Source organism: Vibrio porteresiae DSM 19223 (genome assembly GCF_024347055.1).
Taxonomy (GTDB): Bacteria; Pseudomonadota; Gammaproteobacteria; order Enterobacterales; family Vibrionaceae; genus Vibrio; species Vibrio porteresiae.
This window is the reverse complement of the sequence record NZ_AP024896.1, coordinates 136,892-158,558: the sequence shown is the minus strand read 5'-3', so window position 1 is coordinate 158,558 and position 21,667 is coordinate 136,892. Positions and strand designations below refer to the sequence as shown.

General features: G+C 43.9%; 17 protein-coding genes. 4 read left to right on the top strand and 13 right to left on the bottom strand.

The window, feature by feature from the left end; genetic code table 11:
- Nucleotides 1-44 precede the first annotated feature (44 nt).
- Together OCV11_RS17305 and OCV11_RS17300 are read left to right on the top strand one after the other, a co-directional pair.
- A complete protein-coding gene (locus OCV11_RS17305; protein WP_261897274.1) occupies nucleotides 45-440 on the top strand; it encodes a TIGR01244 family sulfur transferase in 396 nt (131 codons plus the stop codon).
- 328 nt (nucleotides 441-768) lie between these two features.
- A complete protein-coding gene (locus OCV11_RS17300; RefSeq protein WP_261897273.1) occupies nucleotides 769-1,569 on the top strand; it encodes a glycine-rich domain-containing protein in 801 nt (266 codons plus the stop codon).
- A 48-nt stretch (nucleotides 1,570-1,617) separates the two neighbouring features.
- On the opposite strand, the gene OCV11_RS17295 is transcribed toward OCV11_RS17300, so the two are convergent.
- The 3 genes from OCV11_RS17295 to OCV11_RS17285 form a co-directional block, all read right to left on the bottom strand.
- Nucleotides 1,618-1,968 carry a hypothetical protein gene (locus OCV11_RS17295; RefSeq protein WP_261897272.1) on the bottom strand — a complete coding sequence of 117 codons (351 nt, stop codon included), beginning with the start codon at nucleotides 1,966-1,968 and terminating at the stop codon, nucleotides 1,618-1,620.
- An 88-nt stretch (nucleotides 1,969-2,056) separates the two neighbouring features.
- Nucleotides 2,057-2,728, bottom strand: coding sequence for a peptidoglycan DD-metalloendopeptidase family protein (locus OCV11_RS17290; protein ID WP_261897271.1), 672 nt, complete (start codon nucleotides 2,726-2,728; stop codon nucleotides 2,057-2,059).
- Nucleotides 2,725-3,963, bottom strand: a complete 1,239-nt coding sequence (locus OCV11_RS17285) for an MFS transporter (RefSeq protein WP_261897270.1) — start codon at nucleotides 3,961-3,963, stop codon at nucleotides 2,725-2,727. Before OCV11_RS17285 ends, OCV11_RS17290 begins: the two co-directional genes overlap by 4 nt.
- On the opposite strand from OCV11_RS17285, the gene OCV11_RS17280 reads away from it, so the two are divergent.
- Entirely contained in the window at nucleotides 3,956-4,177 is a 222-nt protein-coding gene (locus OCV11_RS17280) for a hypothetical protein (RefSeq protein ID WP_261897269.1), read from the top strand. The genes OCV11_RS17285 and OCV11_RS17280 overlap by 8 nt on opposite strands.
- A gap of 58 nt (nucleotides 4,178-4,235) precedes the next feature.
- Nucleotides 4,236-4,580: a carboxymuconolactone decarboxylase family protein gene (locus OCV11_RS17275; protein WP_261897268.1), complete on the top strand. Its 345-nt coding sequence runs from the start codon at nucleotides 4,236-4,238 to the stop codon at nucleotides 4,578-4,580.
- 62 nt (nucleotides 4,581-4,642) lie between these two features.
- On the opposite strand, the gene OCV11_RS17270 is transcribed toward OCV11_RS17275, so the two are convergent.
- From OCV11_RS17270 to tssA, 10 genes are all read right to left on the bottom strand, one after another.
- Nucleotides 4,643-5,098, bottom strand: coding sequence for an NfeD family protein (locus OCV11_RS17270; protein WP_261897267.1), 456 nt, complete (start codon nucleotides 5,096-5,098; stop codon nucleotides 4,643-4,645).
- A gap of 8 nt (nucleotides 5,099-5,106) precedes the next feature.
- Nucleotides 5,107-6,051 carry an SPFH domain-containing protein gene (locus OCV11_RS17265; RefSeq protein ID WP_261897266.1) on the bottom strand — a complete coding sequence of 315 codons (945 nt, stop codon included), beginning with the start codon at nucleotides 6,049-6,051 and terminating at the stop codon, nucleotides 5,107-5,109.
- A gap of 377 nt (nucleotides 6,052-6,428) precedes the next feature.
- Nucleotides 6,429-6,659: a hypothetical protein gene (locus OCV11_RS17260; protein WP_261897265.1), complete on the bottom strand. Its 231-nt coding sequence runs from the start codon at nucleotides 6,657-6,659 to the stop codon at nucleotides 6,429-6,431.
- 538 nt (nucleotides 6,660-7,197) lie between these two features.
- On the bottom strand, nucleotides 7,198-7,467 hold the full coding sequence (locus OCV11_RS17255) for a hypothetical protein (RefSeq protein WP_261897264.1): 270 nt from the start codon (nucleotides 7,465-7,467) through the stop codon (nucleotides 7,198-7,200).
- A 6-nt stretch (nucleotides 7,468-7,473) separates the two neighbouring features.
- On the bottom strand, nucleotides 7,474-12,243 hold the full coding sequence (locus tag OCV11_RS17250; protein ID WP_261897263.1) for an RHS repeat-associated core domain-containing protein: 4,770 nt from the start codon (nucleotides 12,241-12,243) through the stop codon (nucleotides 7,474-7,476).
- Nucleotides 12,243-12,968, bottom strand: coding sequence for a DUF4123 domain-containing protein (locus OCV11_RS17245; protein ID WP_261897262.1), 726 nt, complete (start codon nucleotides 12,966-12,968; stop codon nucleotides 12,243-12,245). The genes OCV11_RS17250 and OCV11_RS17245 overlap by 1 nt, the downstream gene beginning before the upstream one ends.
- On the bottom strand, nucleotides 12,956-15,010 hold the full coding sequence (locus OCV11_RS17240; RefSeq protein WP_261897261.1) for a type VI secretion system Vgr family protein: 2,055 nt from the start codon (nucleotides 15,008-15,010) through the stop codon (nucleotides 12,956-12,958). Before OCV11_RS17240 ends, OCV11_RS17245 begins: the two co-directional genes overlap by 13 nt.
- A 338-nt stretch (nucleotides 15,011-15,348) precedes the next feature.
- A complete protein-coding gene (locus OCV11_RS17235) occupies nucleotides 15,349-16,635 on the bottom strand; it encodes a type VI secretion system ImpA family N-terminal domain-containing protein (RefSeq protein ID WP_261897260.1) in 1,287 nt (428 codons plus the stop codon).
- A 62-nt stretch (nucleotides 16,636-16,697) separates the two neighbouring features.
- Entirely contained in the window at nucleotides 16,698-20,195 is a 3,498-nt protein-coding gene (gene tssM, locus OCV11_RS17230; protein WP_261897945.1) for a type VI secretion system membrane subunit TssM, read from the bottom strand.
- Between the two features lie 61 nt (nucleotides 20,196-20,256).
- Nucleotides 20,257-21,663, bottom strand: coding sequence for a type VI secretion system protein TssA (tssA, locus tag OCV11_RS17225; RefSeq protein ID WP_261897259.1), 1,407 nt, complete (start codon nucleotides 21,661-21,663; stop codon nucleotides 20,257-20,259).
- Nucleotides 21,664-21,667 lie beyond the last annotated feature (4 nt).

The following is a 21,667-nucleotide window of genomic DNA, read 5'->3' as shown; positions in this document are numbered from 1 at the left end:
GTACTGTAGCGATAAGGTTCAAATTCATACAAAAGGTAAGCACGATGCTCGATATCAAAACCCTCACTAGCACCCTCTCTGTTAGTCCACAGATCGAAAAGATGGATCTTAAGAAAATTGCCGATTTAGGGTTTAAAACCATTATCTGCAACAGGCCTGACGGTGAAGCAGAAGAACAACCATTAAATGGTGAGCTGGGAATGCTAGCAGAGCGACTTGGTATGGACTTTATTGAGCAACCCGTCATTGCGGGCGCTATCTGTGCTGAAGATTATGTCGAGTTCGCACAAGCATTGGCCACAGCTACCCCCCCTGTTTTGGCGTTTTGCCGCACCGGAACACGTTGTACAACGTTGTGGGTCAATGGGACTGAAGATTTAGGTAGCCGTGAAGAACGTCTAAACCACGCCACGCAACTTGGTTTTGTGATTAAGGCGTAAGTGAAATCTCAGACATCCAAGCCACGGTAAACAACCGTGGCATGGGTTCACTGAGCTGTACTGATATGGCTATATTGTGAATTCACTGAGATACTAAAATCGTGATACTTCTCCAAACAATACCAAACAATCTCTTGCCATCATTCGTTACTAAAGAAGACTTCGATCGAATTAACTTAATGTTTTTATTTAATTTTTAGACTATTAACTTACTCACAGGCCAATGGTTCACGTTTTTTGATAATCGCCTATGCCGTAAGAGATATTTACTAACTGACCATCACTCGATATATTTCTGCCACAAAAATTATTAAATGGTTATTACGAAATGTCAGTTGAATTTATCCTAATTGCTCTATTTATATCGAGTATAATAGTCGCTATTATTTCTCCGACAGAACGGAGTAAAAATAGACGAGAAAAATACATTCAAGAGTATCAATTCTCTTCATCCATAGTAGATAAAATAAAGAAAACATATCCTCATCTAAATGAGGAAAATATTCATTTAGTGTTGCGTGCATTAAAAGAGTACTTTTTAATGAATGCACGAACAAAAAATCAGAAAATTGCAATGCCTTCCAAAGTCGTTGATCTCGCTTGGCATGAATTTATTCTGCATACCCAACATTATTCTCAATTTTGTAAGAAAGCCTTTGGCTATTTTCTACATCATAGCCCAACAGCTGCAGTATCGAAGAATGTGCAAGTACAACAAGAGTCTGCAAGAAATGGGATGCGATCAGCATGGCGATTAAGTTCTAAGAGTGAATACTCACAAGTTGAACATTTATCGATGCCGTTACTCTTCGCCATTGATGAGTTATTAAAGATACCCGATGGTCAGTACTATAATATGCAATGCTCAAATAATGCGAAAAGAAAAAAATCGCGACGTCTTTCCAAATCCTCGTCCAACTTCAATGACAGCCAATACAACAGTGTCACCTTGATCTGCGTGAGTGAATTTGCAACAGGCGGCTATTCGAGCTGTTCAAGCGATAGTAACAGTTCTTGCTACAGTGATGATAGAGATAGATACAGTGACAATGATCGATATAACGACTGCAGTTCAAACTCAGATATAAGCAGTTGTAGTAGCTGCAGTAGTTGTAGCAGTTCAGATTAATTGGTGGGTGATGGGCTACCCCATCACTTTTCAATATACCATCTCATGTCAGAAGATTCTGGGTACTCCTGGAACCCTTTCGTCATACTTTTCATTCTTCAATATATAATAAAAATACTTATTAAATGTTGAGACAACTGTTTCCGAAAGAATAACCTCATCTTCAGAAAGATAAGGACGTTCATTAATTATTGAATTTATTGTGATATGAATATTCAATAACATTGACTTAGGAACACACTCAACATCTTTTAAAGTAACGGTGATATTTTTGAGTATGTCTATCAGCCTAAGGTAACAATGTTGGTCCAACTTTTTTTCAATTTGAACACTTAAAACCAATGTTGTCATTTCCCGTTTTAATTGCTCAGCCAAAAAATCAATATCATACTTATCCATATAGTCATCTTGCTAATAAATTTATATCTGTGCACTAGAAATTTAAACGGAGGTGAATACGACTACTGCCATCGTATTCACCTCTCAATCAAATCGCCAAATTCAGAATCAAATTAGGATCGGGGCAGTTAGCCAAGTAGAAATCTGCTTTAGCAGGATCAACCACACCAGTGTAATCATCGGTTTGACCTTCCATATCGCGCACTATTTGAAAATGCACGTGAGTGGGCCAACCGCCGTTTTCACTTGATTCACCAATCGTTGCAAACTGCTCACCTTGAGCGATTTTTTGCCCAACTTGAAGCGTTGCTAAAGAGGTGCGAGCTAAATGCCCATATAAGGTGTGAAATACGTGACCTTCCAATTCATGACGAAGAATGACGGTTGGGCCGTAATCTCCTTCAGCTGCGTGATCGGCAAATCCCAACACCTCACCAGCAAGAGGTGCAAATACCGGATTACCCGCAGGAATCCCCATATCAATACCGATGTGCAACGTGCACTGCTCACGTCCACTAAAGTTATCCGTATCTTGGTAAATCATACGCTCTTCGTTATAGCGCCCTACTTCAACCGTTGCATTGATTTCAGCGGCTAAACGCTTAATTTCTTGGGCGTAGCTATGCTCGGCATTGATGCGTTGCCAAAGTTCACTGCTTGGTGATAAGTCGATATTCAATGGCGTGCCATGCTGCAGTTTCTCTGGAATCACAGGATGAAAAGTATGACGTTTTAAGGTCTCTTCTAATGAATGCTTCATGCTGTTACCTCTTTTAATTTGGTTTGTTGCGTACGCGGAACTATCACAACGGTAATGATGTAGCTAACCGCAGCAACAATCGTCGGCAAAATAATGTTCACATTGACCATAATGGCAGTGAGATACCCGGTTAGCGTCCAAGAAAGGCCAATCATGGTGCTCGCCAGTGCCATCACCCAACCTTGGTCTTGAGCGCTTGCTCGGTCTGACAACACGGTGAAATAAAGCGGGAACGATAATGCTACCAGAATGGTGGTGAACACCATCGCCACAACGTGAGTGGTGAAAGTGGGTGTATAAGCTAACAGAATCATGCCTAATGCGGCTCCGCTCAAGACCACTTTTAGAGCAGGAATAAGCGGAAAATAAGAGAGCACTAATCTTGGTACAAACAACAACGATGCCATCATGATGATACCAATCCCCATCATGTAGTACTGGTAAGTGGTGCTCGCGACGGTCAAATCAAAACGCTCTGGGAAAATAAATGAGATGTTTTGGAAATAGAGGCTCCAGCTAAACTGGCATAGAAAAACCACGAGTAAACAACGAATAATGCCCGGCTTGCTACGAGACAATGGCGCCGCCATCGACAATGGGTTTTCATGAGTGGTAATAACCTGCTTTGGTACTGCAACCATATTAAGTAGCGCGAAACAGACAAGTGCAATCACAAGGCAAGCATAGAAAGGCGCTTGCGGGCCATAAAGTGCCGACAATTTACTGCCTAAAGCGGGGCCAAATGACATCGCCGCTGTCATCACTACTGCTACCCAACTCATTAACGTCGCTTTGGTTTTCCCCTGGCTGTTATCTGCCAAAATTGCCTGAGCAATAGGCTGGCTAGAAGAACCGATACTGTTGATCATATTGCCCGCAAATAGCAGAGCAACTGAGCCAATCACGATAGCGTAGACGGGGATAGCAAAGCCTAGTGCGCCAATCAACAAACAGATACTCATAACGAGTTTACGGCTAAAACGGTCGGCAAAACGCGCTATAAAAGGCGTGAAAAACATGGAAATAAAAGGCGCTGCCGACATCACCGTACCAAATAAGGCACGACGCTGCTCTAATGGCATATTTTGCGCAATTGCCATCGAATGGTCATCGGTAAGAAATAGTCCCACATAGGCTGGAATCGTGATAAAGAAGCCTGCGGAACCCAAGAAAATAATAAGGTATAAAACAATCAATGTCGTTTTAGACACGTTGGGAAGAGTTTGCGTGTTCATTGATATCTCCAAAAATGTACCCGAGCATATTACTCAGGTAATGACATCAATGCCATCTGTTCTACTGCTGCTTTACACTTGCAAAGCAGAAGTCAACCACTCGAATACCAATCTAAAAGATCATCAGCTGAGTCACTCGCGTTTAGGGAGTCGTAATATCCAACTGGCTCAATTTGCTACCTTACGTTGCGAGAGCCAATCTAACTTGTTCTAGATTTGTTTAGTCATTTACTTTAAGGTTTTTAGCAAAGTCACCGCGAAGGTAAATCAAGATGGAACAATCTTATACAGAATTTAATCGCCATAAAAAACAACTCACTGCAGCGTATGAAAAAGCCAGCCCAGATGTGATGGCCGGGTTTAGAAAACTTCAACAAGCGGCACTAAAAGAAGGCGCGTTAAGTGTTAAGCAAAAAGAGCTGATTGCATTAGGTATTGCGATTGCCGTGCGCTGTGATGGCTGTATCGGCGCACATGTGGCAGGCGCAATTCAACACGGAGCGACGAAGCAAGAACTGGTTGAAACGATTGATATCGCGTTATTAATGGGCGGTGGCCCTTCTATCGTCTACGGCTCTGAAGCCTATGCTGCGGTTGAAGAGCTGATTGGTGAGTAACTAAGTCAGTCACACAAAGAAAAAAGAGCGCTGTGAGAGCGCTCTTTTTAGAGGATTTCGGCTTATTGATCTTTGGGTTCAACCCACAAAACACCGACTGCTGTCTCGACCACTTTGACCCATTGCCCTTTTGTTAATGGGCTGCGGCTACGAACTTTCCAACTAATCCCTGAGTAGGAATACAAAACATCGTTAGATTCACTATCGACATCGCCAGTTAATTGAAAGGTCTCTTGAGCAAAATCCGATTCAATCTTATTGTTGTCAGGCTTGTTTTGCATACGACGCAATGGCTTCCACAGAAGCAATGCGGAACCCAATGTAATGATAGAAACCGACCACATAGCATGATTGATATCGACTGCGAGCCAACTAAATTGCATCATCAAGCCTGTGAGTAGCAGCCCTAACCCAAGGAAAAATAAGATAAAGGTTGCAAAACCCAATACCGCCACTTCCACCGCCAGTGCAACAATACCGCAAGTGATCAATATTTGAGGAAGATAGTCGAGAAGCATAATTCGCTTTACCCTTTCGTACTCAGTTTATTAATGATAGCCATTCCTTGTGCGACAAGAGAACTTGCATCGTAACCATTTTCAGGCAGCAGTACGACTGATGACTCTTTGGCAATCGCTTGTTTAGCTTCAATGGCTTTGCTCGCCAATTCTAACTGAATGGCTTTTTGACCCTCTTCCGTATCTGCCGCGGTACCCACAATATGCAGTGCTTTGGCTTTCGCTTCAGCTACCGCCAAAATGGCTTGTGCTTCACCTTCCGCTTTAAGAATTTGCTCTGCTTTATCCGCTTCTGCCGCAAGAACTTGGGCTTGTTTTTGACCTTCCGCCACGTTAATGGCTGCTTGTCGATCCCCTTCAGATTCAAGAATTTGAGCACGTTTAACCCGCTCAGCCTTCATCTGTGCTTCCATGGAATCCATGATCGATTGCGGTGGCACGATATCTTTAATTTCGTAACGTAATACCTGAATACCCCAAGGCTCAGAAGCTTGGTTAATCGCAGCAACGATATTGGTATTCAATACATCACGCTCTTCGAAGGTTTTATCCAGCTCCATTTTACCTAGCTCAGAACGCATGGTGGTTTGTGCCAACTGCGTCACCGCAAAGGTATAGTCGTCAACACCGTAAGTCGCTTTGTAAGCATCGAGCACACGAAAATACAGCACACCATCAACGACGAGAGAAATATTGTCTTTGGTGATGGCAGATTGCGACGGAACATCTTGCGCCTGTTCTTTTAAGCTACGAATGGCGGCGATGCGATCAATGAAAGGAATAATGAAGTTGAGACCAGCGATTTTTGTCGACTGGTATTTACCGAATCGTTCCACAATCCAAGCCTGGTTTTGTGGTACAAACTTAATGCTGCTTTTAAGGATGACAATGATAAAAATCAGCGCCACAACAGGCACGATATTTGACAATAAAAGATAAGGAATACTTTCCATAAACTAGCCTTCTGATTGTTATGTTGGAATATTTTTCCCAATAATACCGCAGTTTACTGTACACCGTGGTTGTTTGATTGATAAATGGGTAGTAAAGCACACCTTAAGGGTTTTATTGATTGGTATGCCAGTAAAGTAACTAACAGTGTGGTGGGTAAAGCTGGGCTGTATTGGCGAGAACATGAACGGTAAAAACACGCTAAATAGATTTAACTCGTAGGGGGAGGTTAACAATACCGAGCAGTCAGTAAAGAAACAGAAGAGATGAACAATGCGAATACGACATTGTTTTAGTTGGCGATCCACTTTGAAGGTCGTTTATATGACATCTTAGAGATTTAGTCAAAATAGCTGACACAGAATTCTAAACGTCCTCTTTAGCTATATATGTTAATAATCTCCTGAATTATATTTTGATCTTCTGTAGATAAACCTTTTTGGTAAAAAATCGCCCCTACTCTTCTACCTGGAATGTTCCCTACTAAAGAAACAAGATTTCTAATTAACCTGATTTTTTCCTCATCAGTAGTGAAGTATTTATCTATCAAGTTAATCAGAACTTTTAAAGCATATGTTTCATCATGGTATAATTTATCAAAATCAATCATTACTCCTCCGGAGTGTGAACATTGGGTCAGTCTTGTTTTTTACCACTATTCAACTGTTACGAAAATAATGTAATCCAAAGTATTCATCTATTTCCTTTTGTGTATAACCACCACTTTGAAATGCTGCAATGTTACTCAGATTATCGTTTGGTGTTTCGACTAAAAGATGGTAATGGTTGGTCATTAGGCAGAAGCTGTGAATCACCAAATTAAACCGTTCTCAGGTTGAGGCTACGTACGCCTCAAGAAAAGCCCAAAATACGCCTCATCTAAATAAATCGGCGCACGGGTATTTCCTCTGAACGTAACGTGATACAAAGCTCCTGCGTACTCAATCCTTAATGGGCGACTCATCTTTTCTTATCGACTATTGTGTAGAAGATAAATGAAGTCCAACACAGCCAGTTAGACAAAAGGCAAGACTTGACCCCATTATTTCACTCGTTTAACGGTGGGTGTTCTTGTTAAACTCTTAAAAATATTGAAATGAAAATATTTAACGCGGTGTATCTCAGTTAAATCTCAGTTCGGCTATTTTTCATTTAGGAAATGTTATTCCAACATGGCAAATATCACATATATAACCTTCCTCTGCAGCATTATGAGGGGTTCTTTTTGTCTCCCAGTAACGTAAATTGAGCTGTTCTAATTCGATCTGTTCTCTTTCTGATTCTGAAAGTTTATTTTTCACATAAACAACCTGATTAATCCTTGACCAGCCTTCACTAACTTCCGTGACCTCATTTCCAAATTTTTCAATTATTTTGACAACATCGGTAATATGTTCACACTTAATATTAACATTCATATTTTTTTACATTCCTAAATCAATCACTTTCACTAATTTAAGTACTTTTTCATAGTCCCGAATCCAAAATTGATCGCCTCCTCCAGGGCCTAATTCAGTATTTGCCTTCACAATACCTGATGGTATTTTAGACAAATCTTCTTGAACTTCATAAATACCTACTTGAGGTCTAAAGCCAAACTCTTTATGTGGAGTTACTTGCAAACTCTTAAATAAAGCTTCTCTACTTCCACCGGAAGCATCCAAAGTTCTAAACGTAGTATAGTAAGATGACTGCCCAGGTAATCCACCGACTAGTTGATCACCAGCTTTAAGTGAAGTGAGATTCCATTCATCAGCTAAGTAACCCCAACGAATTTGGTCTGACTGCGCAAGATGAATCTCAAAATTCGAAGCATTTCTGGCAGCTTTGCTTTGTGCAATGTTTTCAAGAACGCGTTTTCTAATAGCTTCTGGTGTATTACTTTCTCCCGGAGGACAATCCCCAGGAATCTGCTGTAGCCCCAGCGGATCCACCCAACCCGTCGGGTTTTTCACGTACTGATAGTTATTTAAACCACCCGCCAGACCTATTGGGTCTGCCGTGATAAAACGCCCTGTTTCAGGACTATAATAGCGGTGGCGGTTGTAATGCAACCCTGTTTCTTCATCAAAATACTGACCTTGGAAACGAAGTGGGCTGTTCACTACTCTCACGCGTTCACGGGCCACGTTACCGTAGGCTTGGTAATCCACCGCCCAAGCGATCGACCCTTCTACGTCAGTGATCTCAAGTGGCGTTCCCACTTGGTCTAAATGGTAGAAGTAGGCTTGAGCTTGTTCTGCTCCTTCCCCAGTTATCAGTGCAAGAGGGCGGAAAGAACCATATTCGTAGAGATAAGTTTGATAGCCTTCTTGTGACGATTCAGCAAGCAGTTTATTACCTTGCCATAAAAACTCAGTCGTCTTGTTCTGACCGATTTTATCCGTGACCGATTTTTCGATACGGCGACCAAACGCATCGTATTGATAGGTTGCAACTGTGCTATCGGGTTTTGTGACTTTAATCAGTCGATGCTGAGCATCGTACTCATAATCCGTTACTAACTTACCACCATGGCCACGGCTTTCACGAACAAGATTCCCAAACTCATCATATTGATAATGTTTGTCACCTTGGAACAGTAATTTGTTGCCTTCAACGTTGGCTTTACGATCCAACAGCAAGTTACCAGCCGGATCGTGCATAAACGTTTCGTTGATCACCCCACGAACTGCCGTTAAACGGTCAAGCGGATCATATTCATACTCCGTTTGACCCCGTTGGGCATCTTCTATCTTAGTAAGGTTACCCGCTTGGCTATATTCGTATCGACGACGCAGTTTCAACTGTGCTTGTTGATGCGATGTATGCTCAAGCAAACGCCCCATATCGTCATACAAAAATTGGCTGTTTAAGCTCCCTTGTTGGCGACTGGTCTCTAATCCGTTGGCTTTGTAATGGTGTGTAGTGAGCTTTTCGCCATTGAGGTTAACCTGCTGCACTTGCCCTTTTGCAAATTGGTACTCCACCACCTGACCATCAGGCAGCAACATCGCACTTAATTGCCCCATCGGATTGTAGCGATAGCCTTGGCTTGCCCACCCTTGATGCTCCGCTTCCAACTGCCCGAGTAAGTTATAACGGTAAGCAAGAGGCCATTGGCCATCATCTACTTGTGTTAATCGACCATGGTCGTCGTAGCTGTAATGCACTTCACTTTCATCGGGCAAAGTTTTAAGCACAACATTGCCGAGCGCATCATATTGATATTGAGTGATGAGTTCCGTGCCTTCACTACCCACTTCAATTTTGGCGATAAGCTGGGTGTGCGCATCGTATTCATAACGAAACTCACGACCGTCAAAAGTGACTTCTCGACTTACGTGTCCTGTCGGCGCGTACTCTATGTGATAATGTTCGCCACGTTCATTGACAATCTCGCTCAGGAAATTAAAGCGGTTATTGTATGCATAGCGAATTGATGAACCATCCGGATTCACTCGACGGGTCACTTGGTGGTTTGGCCAAGCGTATTCAAACTCGGTCTTACGCCCTTGCTCATCGGTCTGCTGAGTGACTTTACTGTAAGCGTTGTATTGGTAGGTCCGAACATGGCCACCCGGCAATACGTGTTTAAGCAGTCGCCCAACAGGGTCATAGTGCATTTCACTTACGCCCATCGAATCCTGACGATAGCGCAAACGTCCCATCACATCGTAGCGATAACGAATGGTTTCACCTTGAGGCGTCACTTCCTCAATGAGGTGTCCATTCAGGTTCCACACCAATTTATGAACGCAGCCATCAGCGTAAGTGATTTTGTCGATTAAGCCGTGTTCGTTGTAACGATAACGCGTGGTATGTCCAAGCGGGTTAACCTGTTCGGTAATATTGCCAAAATCATCATAGCGATAACGCCACTTCGCTTTGTCCTGTACGACTTCAGTCAACAAACTTTTATGGTAGCTAAATTCAGTTACCAATCCGTTCGGATCGGTTTTGGCGATCATTTCGCCTTTCTTGTTGTAGGTAAATTCCGTTTTATTACCTAATGCATCAATCTCAGCCGTTAGTCGACCTTTTTCGTCATACTCTTTAAGATATTCACCGCCAGAGGCATCCACTTCTCTGACTAAGCGCGCATTGTTATCGTGCTGATAAACTTGTTGAGTACCATTGCTACTGGTTAAGGTAACGGTGTTAGAGGCGTCATCCCATTCATACTTGGTATCCACGTTGGCCAAGTTACTGTACTGGCGAATGGCTCGTACATCTTTACCCACGCCTTCCCAATCCCAATAGAAAATTGCGCCACCCGCTAATTCTCGAGATTGAATAACATGCAGCTCATCATAGGTGTATTTTTCTACTTCACCATTGGCGTTCATCGCAGCAATCAATTGCTGCTGTTCGTTATACGAGTAACGAACTTGTGTTTGCGCTAATTGCCACTCAGTGGTATTAGCCTGACAAGCATAAAGATCAACTTGTTGAATAAGGGATGCTTCGGTATAGGTGAGAACATACTTAACATTAGTATCACCACCGACTTCCACTGGACGCTGGTGTTTATCGTAACGAATGCGCAGTTGATGGTTATATTTATCGCGGATAGTAATTAATCGCCCGGTGTCACCACCAAGTTCAAACACATACTGTTTACTATCAGCAATAACAACGATGTGGTCATCGCTGTCGAGGAAGATGGCTGAGCCTGCGACAATATTGGTCACAGCAGGGAGCTGTTTCGTTGGCTTAGGGAAACGAGTTAACTTACTTTCACTGTCTTTCCATACTAATTCATCGCCTTCCACACGCAGTGAATGCGCTAAAGGATGAGTCCAGCCAAAGCCTAACCCTAAGTTATGCTCTACAGCACTGGTACGGTACAAACGCTCCCATGAAAATGGCAAAAGCCCAATCAACTCGCCATCTACGACGGAAAGCAACTCTTCTCCTGTCGACATGGAAATTGGGTCTTCATCGCATTTAGTTTCTTCTTTTTTCTGAGTGGGTTTCTCGCTTTCCGTCTTGGGAGCGCTACTCTCATCATGTACGACATTAGTTGCCCTTGTATCGTCCAATTCGGAATTGATTCTATTATCTGCCTTAATGTGAATATTGCCGTTATGGTACTCTTGAGTTCCGCCTTTATTTATCGCTAGTCGCTTAAATTTAGCGCCAGCTTTTTCAACTAGATTTTTAGCAAATGTTAATAAATCATCAAAAATTTTGATGAAAGGCTTAAGCGCATTCCACGCCGTTACAGAGATATTTTTAACGATTTTAAAGCTAGCGTAAGCGACACCTAAAGCAGGAGTTGCTATAAAAGAGACAATGACGCCACCTAATAATCCTAATAACAAGTTAACGACGGCTTTACCGCCGAGTTCCGCTAACTCTTCGAAAAATGGCATCATGGGTGCCATGGAAAGATAAGTGATGATTGCATTGGTAAACAGAAACATCGCCGCTTCATCAGAAGCAAACAACATCAACTTTTCAAGCGTTGCAGGGGCACTTTGAGCAGCATTTTTTATCGAAGCGATAATTTCAGCAGCGCCTTCCTGCATCCCTTCCAGCGCCTTTTTAGGATCTTTAATAAGATCGTAAATATCACCGATCCCTTTCCAAAACTCGACTAAACCATCCCAAATGCCATCTGCAAACTTGCCGATAATAGAAAGCACATCGTCCGCACCAGAACGGCTAAATTCCTTTTCCCAAGTAGGTTTAAAACCAACCCATTTACCATCAAGCCATGTGGTTAAATCCTTACCTAAAGCATCATAATGACCAAATAAAGCATCAAGTTCACTGGCACTAGGTTGATGGTTAATCTCTACTGTGTATTTTTTTCCTGGTGTTAAGCCAGTAAAGGTGTATTGACCTTTTTCATCTAAGTTTTCACTTCGCTCATAACTACCATCATCGGCTTTAATTGTGACGGGTACTGAACCAATCGGCACAGTATAAATAGATTCATAGGCGGTCGTAACACTGAGTTCACCACTCAATGGACACGTTACAGAAGTTGACGCATTATCATCGTCTTTACCCACCGTTGTTGTTTTATTGCCAACACGTAGCTGCTTGTCCATCGAGAAGAGAGAAGGCAAATCCATCGTTTCCGTGGCTTGATCTGCCATTTGGGCATACCATTTTTTGGTCAGCTCACGGTATTTAGGAAGCAGGTCGGGAATTCCTTTAATCTGTTGATCTATATAAGCATAAAATTCTTGTTGTTCACTCATTAGAAATTCCCTAGCCAGTGTTGTTCTTTTTTAATTGATTCAATAAACGTTGCTAAATATTGCCCTTCAGGACCGTTGTAATGGGCAACGAACCTTTGCGCTTTTTTATGTAATACCGGTTCTGGATAGGCTTCATACAAAGCCTGACTGTAATCGCTTAAGCCATTAAGTAAGTTAGTGATCAGTACCGATGGATCTTCAGATAAACCTTCCACCACACTCTCCGGCACGTTCCACCATGGAAACTCTTTTTTATTGAGCACGGCAGGATCGCCGTTTTCTACATAAGTCTCTTTCGCAAGCCAAATGGCGGTGGGGCCCATCAGTTTTTTGCGTTCGGTGTCATCGCATAGAGTGGCGACTTTGATGCCAAAGCGAGGATCGTAAAAACGAAAGAAGACATGTTGAACGTTTGGCATCCACACTTGGGTGAGACTTTGCAGGTGGTCGCGCACGTCATTGAATGCGAAAGGTGATGCCACCAGCATGCCCCAATCTTGAGGAGCGTCGTCGCTTAGCGCCCATTCCACAAAAGGATGGTCGGTGGTGATGACAGCAATACGCGGCATTACTTCACGCCACTCTTCATATTGAGTACCAAGCCAAAAACCTTGCGCATCCGAGCCTTGATGCTCGTAAAACGCCTGCATGATATTTTCATCGCAGGTCGCATTCAGCACCACAAACCAATGCAAATCGGCATGTTGTTCTATTACGCTGCGCATGACCCATCCTTACATTTTTCACACTCTTCACAGAATGGCGCAGCCGATTTCATCGTTGCGACCTGTGCTGGAGTCAGTATTGGATTAGGGTTAACTGGCGCCGCTTCAGCCACGCCTGGTAAGGTTGCCGCTTTACCGCTATACGCCACCGCACTACCCGCGCTCCCGCCGGCGTTCAAATTGATGACCGAACCGGATATTGAAACACCGCTGCCATCAACTTTGACAAAGTTACTGCCATTAGTGAGGGTAATTTCCGAGCCCGCTTCTACCACAATTTTGGCACCGGCTTTGAGTGAAATCGTTTTGCCCGCTTGTACTGCGGTTAACGAGCCGACTTTGTACTGATCCAACGCGCCCACTTCTTCACTGATGTCTTTCGTGACATTAAGACGGCTTTCGCCTTTTATCGTGGTGTGATCGTCTTTACCTACTTTGGTAAAGGTGTCGTTATCGACGGTAAGATGCTTGTCGTGATGAATCACTTCAGTGTGATCGTTGAGCACCAAGGCTTGGTAGTCTTTCTGCGCGTGCAGGTAGATTTTCTCGCTGTCGGCTTGGTCTTCAAAACTCAGCTCGTTGTAACCTTCCCCTTGGTGGGTTTGGGTACGGATGATGGTTTTGGTCTTATTATCCGGCAGGGTGTAAGGCACCGTGTTGGTTTGGTGATAGGTACGACCGGTAATAATCGGTTGATCCGGATCGCCATTAAGAAACGATACAATCACTTCGTGACCAATACGTGGCAAAGCGACCATGCCGTATTGGCTGCCCGCCCAACCTTGTGACACGCGCACCCAACAAGAGCTTTGATCGTTAGCAGAGGAATATCGGTCCCATGGGAAATGAAGCTTTACTCGTCCATATTCGTCACAGAAAATCTCTTCTCCTTCTGGGCCAACCACTTTGGCGATCATTGGGCCATCGACTTGCGGTTTTGGCTGCGGTGTCGCGCGCCAATTCACTGTTGAAGGAACCAATTTAAACTGGTTTGAATAGGTTGTTGCACCGCTACCGGCTTCTTCTTCCAACGCCTGCGGTTGAGTGCCTTGATGGCGAATGCTCACCACCAAATAGTCCGTATTGAGCGTCTCGTTCAGATGCTCAGCTAAAGTAAACTGGTAACCTGCTTGCAGTTTCGGTTGATTACTTTTGCCCACCAAGGTTTTAGCATTGCGTCTTAGGTAATCAAGGCGAATTTGGTTAAATGCCGCCCCAGAGGTGTCATCTTTAAAACGCCCAGGTGCATCAAAGTGCTCGTAAATGCTTTGTTGGTAAGCCATATCTGTGCCTGTCGCTTGTTGAGCAAACAGATACGTCGGCTGTTTAAACGAGTAATCTTGCAAAGCGGTGGTGCTGACTTCCATCTCGGTTTTAAGCTGCAAGTTCGAGACATAAGGCGTATCGACAGCGCCCCCCGCAAGAGAATTGTAAGCAATAGCACCACCAAGCTTTGGTAAGCTTTCTGTGCTGTCGGTAAAGAGAACGGTATGTTTACCCTCTTCATGAATCACCGAATAGACTAAGCCTTCTTCTGCCGCCAAGCGCTGTAAGAAGGCTAAATCGGTTTCACGATATTGAACGCAGAATTCGCGTTGAGCACAGGTTCGTTTGATCGAAAAGGCATAATCATTGATACCCATCTCTTGCAAAAGCACCGAGATGATTTCAGGAATGGTCTTTAATTGAAAAATGCGGCTATTTTGACGCAGCGATAGGCGCGCCAACGCAGGCACTAACGTCAGCGAGTAGTAAGTGTAATTATGACCAATATCGCCTTGGCTAAATTGACGAACGATGCCATGAACGCGCTTCACCAATTCATTATTGCGATAGATCTTTAGTTCTGCCGTTTTATCAATGATCTGATCCGGCGTAATGTCCGACTGACGACTCGCTAAATCAATCGAGTAACGAAAACCGTAGTCACAATCACCAACTTTATCGTCTGATAATACTTCTTGACCATCGAAACCTCGAACCACCAAAGCTTCGCTGTCTAAACCTTCTACTTCTAGGGTAAAGCCTAACGTTGTAGCCATCCTGCCAATTCCTTCTCCCCTTTCGAAAGGGGTATATTGTGACGTTGAATGTGCAGCCTTCGTTTTTGTTTTTTGTCGCCGCATTAAGTCCCGACGTTGATTGTCGATGTCGGGTATGTGAGAAAATTCAGTGCATTGCTTTCATTCTGTTTTGACTGCTTCGTCAATTCCACAGAAGAGATAGAACACCAAATTTTCACCACTGATAAATCCAACCTTTTGTTCAGCAAAGTCGATGCCAACTTAAAATTACTATTTATCAGTGGGTTATATTTTCATTTCATCCATTAAGGCAACATTCTGCCTAAGTCGAGCAAAAAACTGCTTCCAACCACGATTTATTGCCCATTTGCAGTCGAGTTAAGGGCAATCTGCTGCAAGCTGGCTTCAATCACTGACATTTGCCAACTGAGGTTATTCAGCCGTGTTTTTAATACCGAAAACTCTTTCCGTGCTTCAGCTAGGTCTCCTTGTTTTATAAGCGATTGCACGTAATCGACCCGCCCATAAATCGGTGAAAGGCTAACGGCAAAATCTTCCAGAGACTTGGTTTGCTTTTGTAAATCAGACCAACGCTGCTTTTGTGCTAGCAGTGAGATGTTCGCCATTTTGGTGCGAATATCTCTAAAGCGTTCAATGAATTTTTCGGTCTGCGCTAACGCCTCTTGCTGCGCTTGGGTAAACGCTTGTTCAACTTGTTTAACCGACTCAGACTGCGGATAAAGCTGGGTTAGGGCGCGCACCTGCGCCGTTGCAGCGACTTTATTTTGCTCGATAGACTCAGCCATATTCTTTTGAATTGATGCCTGATACAGCTCAATAAATGGCGTTTGCCAGCTTACACGCTGACCTTCTGAGGTTTCATTTTGAAAAGCCGCTAACTGAGATAAATTGGCGATGGTCGGTTCATCAACTTGCTTTGCATAAGCGCTCTGACCAAACCAATGTTGATAGCCCCATGTTCCCGCCAACGCGACGATGGCACCCAACAACAGAGTAATGAGAGCAGTAACGCGATAACGCGTAACAGACACAGTTGGCGCTTGTTCAGTTTTTTGTTTTTGCTGGCGTTTTACTAAGGTGTGATATTGAGTTTCGATTCTGTCGATGTGCTCAAACAACGCAAAACCAATGCCTTCAAAGTCAACTAGCTGCTCCGGTTGTTGGTTTTCTAATACTTGGTGGAGCCTTTCACAACATCGTTCAGCACGATAAAGATCGCGAAGGGCTTCATAATTGGGTTTAAGTGCTTTGAGTTCTGGTACGACTTTACCATTGACCCAGTCAAAGACCTCTTTACGCATTTTAGCGGTTTTGGCATCTGGCTTATCAAGGGCAGATAAAGCAGCGAGCAAAATTTCCAATCCGTTGGCAAAACCGTTTAAGCCATGCACTTTTAAACTGGCTACCGCGAAATAGCCCGCCATAAGCAGATCCAAACCTTGCTCTTTCGCTAACGTTTCGCAGCAAGCAAATACTTTTTCCCAATCGGTGCCGCCAGCGAGAGGGTTAAAACGACGATTAACTTCGTCACGAATTATTTGATAGTTATCCGATCCCCGAATGACTTCTGAATCATTAATTAGACGGTAGAAGCCGTTATCCAGGAACAACACGTTCGACATATCGAAATCGCTCTGTAAAGCTAAAACAAAGAAAAGGAGCGAGTTTCCCCGCTCCTGGTTGATTAATATAAGGTTTGAGACAGGTTGAACGATTTGAACAACCGTTCAGTGAATGGGTTTGCGTCTGCCTCAGAGTTGATGCGATAGATCATATCACCCTCATCAACCGTGAACTTATAGTCAACAGAAGTTGCGCTCGCCGCAATCACATCACCTTGATCCAGCAGGCGGAAGAACGCCCATGGGCCTTGAATGGAGATACTGCGTGGAGAAACGTTGCTCTTCGTTGGTACCAAAGTCACTTTAGAGATAGCGGAGTCACGTAAGGTGTTTGGCCAAATCAGTTCTACGTTTTCACGAGGACCATGGCTGTACGCCAAGTACTGACCATCGACGTTAAGTACGCTACGACGTTTGTTACCAGTTAGACGCAGTGGCTCAACAGAGAAGCTCACATCCAGCACCCCTTTACGGTTAAAGAAGGCTTGGCGGATACGCTCTGCTTGTTTGATCTCTTCCAATACATCTTTACGAACGATCGAGTGGTCACCTTCGCCGTTACCAACACTGATGTTCTCATCGATGAACATTTTCAGTTGGTTTTTGTAGAAGCTATCCAGTGTACCGTTTGGTGCAAAGAACGATTCGAAATCATCTAAAGAGACATCTTTTTTCGAGGTCGGATTAAACGGATAACGGTTAGCCAATTTTTCTTGGAAAGTAGCATAAACATCATCATGCCAACGAGTCTCAAGGTGTTTGATCGCCGCCTGTTTCACTACATACCAGCTTTCATCGGCCAATTTAGTCATCATGGTATCGAGCGGTTTTGGTAAACCAGAGGCGATACGTTTTAGGGTATAAATTGGATCCGCATTGACCAGTTTCAAACGCGCTTTGGTTGCATCCAGCGCAGCAGTGCCCATGTCTGGCGCATCTTGAATCGCTTTCAGATAGTTTTTCAACTCATCAATCGATGACAATACTTCTTGGAAGTATGCTGGCTTATCACCAACAGGTTTTAGCATGTCGTTCAATTCAGAGAACGGAGCTTCAATATTGGCAGCCACTTTGTACTTAGAACTTTTCACTAATTCTTTGCTTGCGTCATCATTGCTGATTTCACCAAACATTTCAGTGTTGAAGTCTAAGGTACGCAGCAAGCGTTGCAGCGGTTCGACGTTACCTGTGATGTTTTCCAATACGGTAACCGCATCATTAATATCGCTGAAGTATTTCACGTCGATTTCATTTAATGCGTTACGCCAAGTGTTGGTGTAATCACCGATATATAGCTGGCGAATACGGTCACGTAGAGCTTGTTTGTCCGCTTCACTGAAGTTAGCCGATTTGGTTTGACCTAAAACCCAACTGTCGATCAACGCCAGTTCAGAAACTGATTCTGATTGCGGCATAAAGTAATCTTCAAAGCCTTGTTTAGTCAGCATTTGAGGAATATACAAGTTGCCACTGTTCATGACACGCTCTTCAAATACCACGTCAAATACCGGACCAATCAAGCTACGTAAGTTGATAGCAGGACCTAATACCGTTTGCGCGCTCAATTTCAGATTACGATATACGCGCTGTTCGTTTGGCATTGAACCTAACTGTTGTTGGACTTTAGCGATCGTTTGGTCATAAGGACTCATTACTTTGTCCGCCATTTTGTCACCGTGTTTACGGTCGGCAGTCAAATCGGTATGACGCATTGCGTAATCTAAGTGACCTTGCAATTCATCTTGGATCTCACGCTCACCAGAGAACTCTTTTTGCCAATGTTTAGCAAAGTAGTCCATAACGTAATCTTTATAGCGACCGCTCTTGTCGGTCATCATGCGATACACACGTAAGATGGCGAGCTTCTCTTCATCGGTACGCGCGTTTTTCAGATCAACAACAACGTCAGCCATCAATAGCGGTAGGAAACGAGTTTCCAGCAGGTTCAGATACGTCTCTTCAACGCGAGGACCAATGGTGTGCCCTTGATATAAGCCCAAATCCGATACGTATTTAGGTTTGTCACGGAAGAAACCAAATTCAAGTGTTGCTTCACGAATCTTATTTAACGGCTCAAGCACTTCTTGCTGTGATGCCATTTTTAGATTGGATGGAAACTCTTGTTTATACTGGTTTACTTTAGCTAACACCGCGTCAGAGTGGTGGATGTTTGCATCGTAATTACGTTGCCAAGAGCCGATAAGGAGCACAGAAACAATCGAGCAAGAGAGCACAGACAGCCCCATCAAGCGACGTTTTTGACGAGTAACACGGAAGTTATCCGATGCCAAACCCGCTTCAGGGTAGATGATGTTATTAAACAGTTTCTGTGTGAAATAAACCGTTGAGTTTTTCGCATGTTGCGCGCGGTTAACTGCATGGGTTAAGCCATAGCGACGAGACGCAGCATCATCAAATGCGTTGGTTGGAACACCTTGTTGATACACAGAAGTAAAGTACGCACCACGCACCAACGCTGAAGTGGAGAACTGGTCACTCGCTAATGCATCTTCAAAGAATTGCAGCAGGATATCTTTTAAACCCGCCATTTGGCGCGTAAAGCTGTAAATTGCATTACGCTCATCAAGTGGCATGGTATCCGCAACGGCTTCAGGAAGAATGTCGTTAATACGCTCAACAAATTTACCGTAATCTTTAGAAAATTCATCAAGCCAATGGTCTAACTGCTCAATCGATTCTAGAGAGAAAGTGAAACCTAATACTTCTTCACGTTCAGACTTGGAGTAGTGTTTAAAGAACGGTTCAAAGCCATAAAGCAAATCGAGTTTAGTTAGTGCGATGTACACAGGCAAACGAGTCGACAGCGTTTCCATCACTTCGCGAATACGAGCACGTAGCAAACTTGCATAAGCTTTACGTTCAGTAGCTGTTGCAGTCGCGAGATGAGAAATATCAAGAGCCAGCACAATACCGTTAAGAGGACGGCGACTGCGGGTACGGTCAAGCCAATTAACGAAATGTTGCCATAAACGGCGTTCCATTTCGCCATCGTTATCCATTTCACGACTACCCTGAGTTAACAGCTCACCATCAGGATCAATCAGAACGGAATCGTCACCAATCCACCAGTCAAACGAATATGGGTTGTCACTCTTCTTACCAGAGGCGCGACGAACGGAAGAGAAAACGAAGTTTTGTCCAGAGCGGTTGATAAGGCTAGTCTTACCGGCATTTTCCAGGCCCATCACCAAGTACCAAGGCAAAGCGTATAAATAGTTACGCTTATTCAAGTTCTGCTTCATATCAACCATCACTTGGTTGAGTTCTGCTTCTTGACGCTCTTCGTAGACTTTGATTGGGTCTTCACGTAGCTGCTCTTCACGCTGTTGCTGCGCTTGGAATGCTTTGAGTTTACGCGCTTGCCATAAACCCCATAAGCCAAAGCAGCCTAAGGTAAATAGTGCACTCGCAATCGCTCTAGCCGTTACGGATTCGAGAGGTTTAATGCCATAAATTTCTAGCCAAGGTCCTGCCCACCAAATTGCCACATTCAATAGAATGAATGTGGTGAATAGCAAAATGGGAAGTGCTGAGACCATTCCTGGCTTAAGCTTTTTCACTATTCCGACAATAACTTTCCACATGGATTGTGTCCTTCATTTACTCTGACGTTGTATTTCTTTCTAGTTGTGCAATTAGTGACGGTTCCCAATCGGTAACGCTCATGGTAGTCACTTGTTTATGTAATGTTTGGTACTGCTCTTTTGCCATTCCATCGAGGTGATTTGCTTGCATCACATCAGCAGACAGCAAGCGCCAATAGAATCTGTCGCGAGGTTCGTTGGCGTTCACAAGCCCTTCATTGAGCATCGAAAGTGCCACAGCAATGCCACCCTCTTTTGCCATAGTGAACGCTTCTTGGCGTTTTTCTTGCCAATCACCGCCGCCAGATGAACCTTGAGCCTGTACACCGTTTTTAGAAGCTAGCCACTCCTTTACGGCATCAGAGACAAAAGGTTCTCCCCCTTTAAACTTCAATTCTAATAGCGATGGTAAACGCTCTAAAAATTGCTGAGTTTCTTCTTTAATCGCCTGACACCAATCTTGTTTACCTAGATTGTCGGCGATGGTGTAACTCATTAAATGCCCGTCAAACCAGTATGGCGACATGGTTAAGCTCTGCTCAACTTTGCGCCATAAAGCCAAATCTGGATGACGCATTTGGTCTTGGTAATCTTTTACTCGGTCTTGTTGCATACCGCGCAGTAGAGTTTCGCCATCAGGTTTGTGATCGGGTAGCGAAGTAATACTGCCCCACACGGCATAACGGCGAAGACGAATGGATAAAGCGATACCGAACTCTTGTTCTGCAAGAAAATCAGCGACTTTTAATAACGTTTGCTTAGCAGCTTTATCACTGGAATGATCGACTGACAACGAAGTTGGCGTCGCAGTTGAACGCACTTCACTTTCTGGCGCCGTCGCAGGCTTTTGTTGCTCGACTTTTTGTCGCTCTTCAATTCGACGTAATTCGTTTTGAATTTTGCGCGCAACAGCCTCAACCACATCAGATGACAAGCCATGCGATTCAATCACTTGCTCCCATGCTTGCAGCGACTGCAGCACTGCTTCGCGCGCTGTTCCATCAAAACGGTGATATTCCAGTTTCTCCACTACGAGAGAGAAACGTTGCACCATTTGGCTGAAAAACTTACGGCGTGGTAGATTGCCTCGCTTCCCTGGTGCGGGATAACTCTCTTCCCAAAAATGCACCATGAAATCGGTCATCACATCCAAAGAGGTGGTGAAACGTGTCGGTGTCGGATCGTTGTGAAGACATTGCAGCAAATACACCAGTAACTTGATGTCTTTGCTTTTTTCCGCCAACAACTTAACCGCACTGTGCTCGACCTCTTCCCATTGCACACTGCCATGAGAAAGTGAGCCCACTTTCATCATCTGATCTTCAACAAAATCAAACAGCGGATCATCGATTAAACGTTCACCAACTGGGTTCTCACCCGCAATCGGCTGGGCAACACATTGACGATATTGAGCTAATTCCATCGTG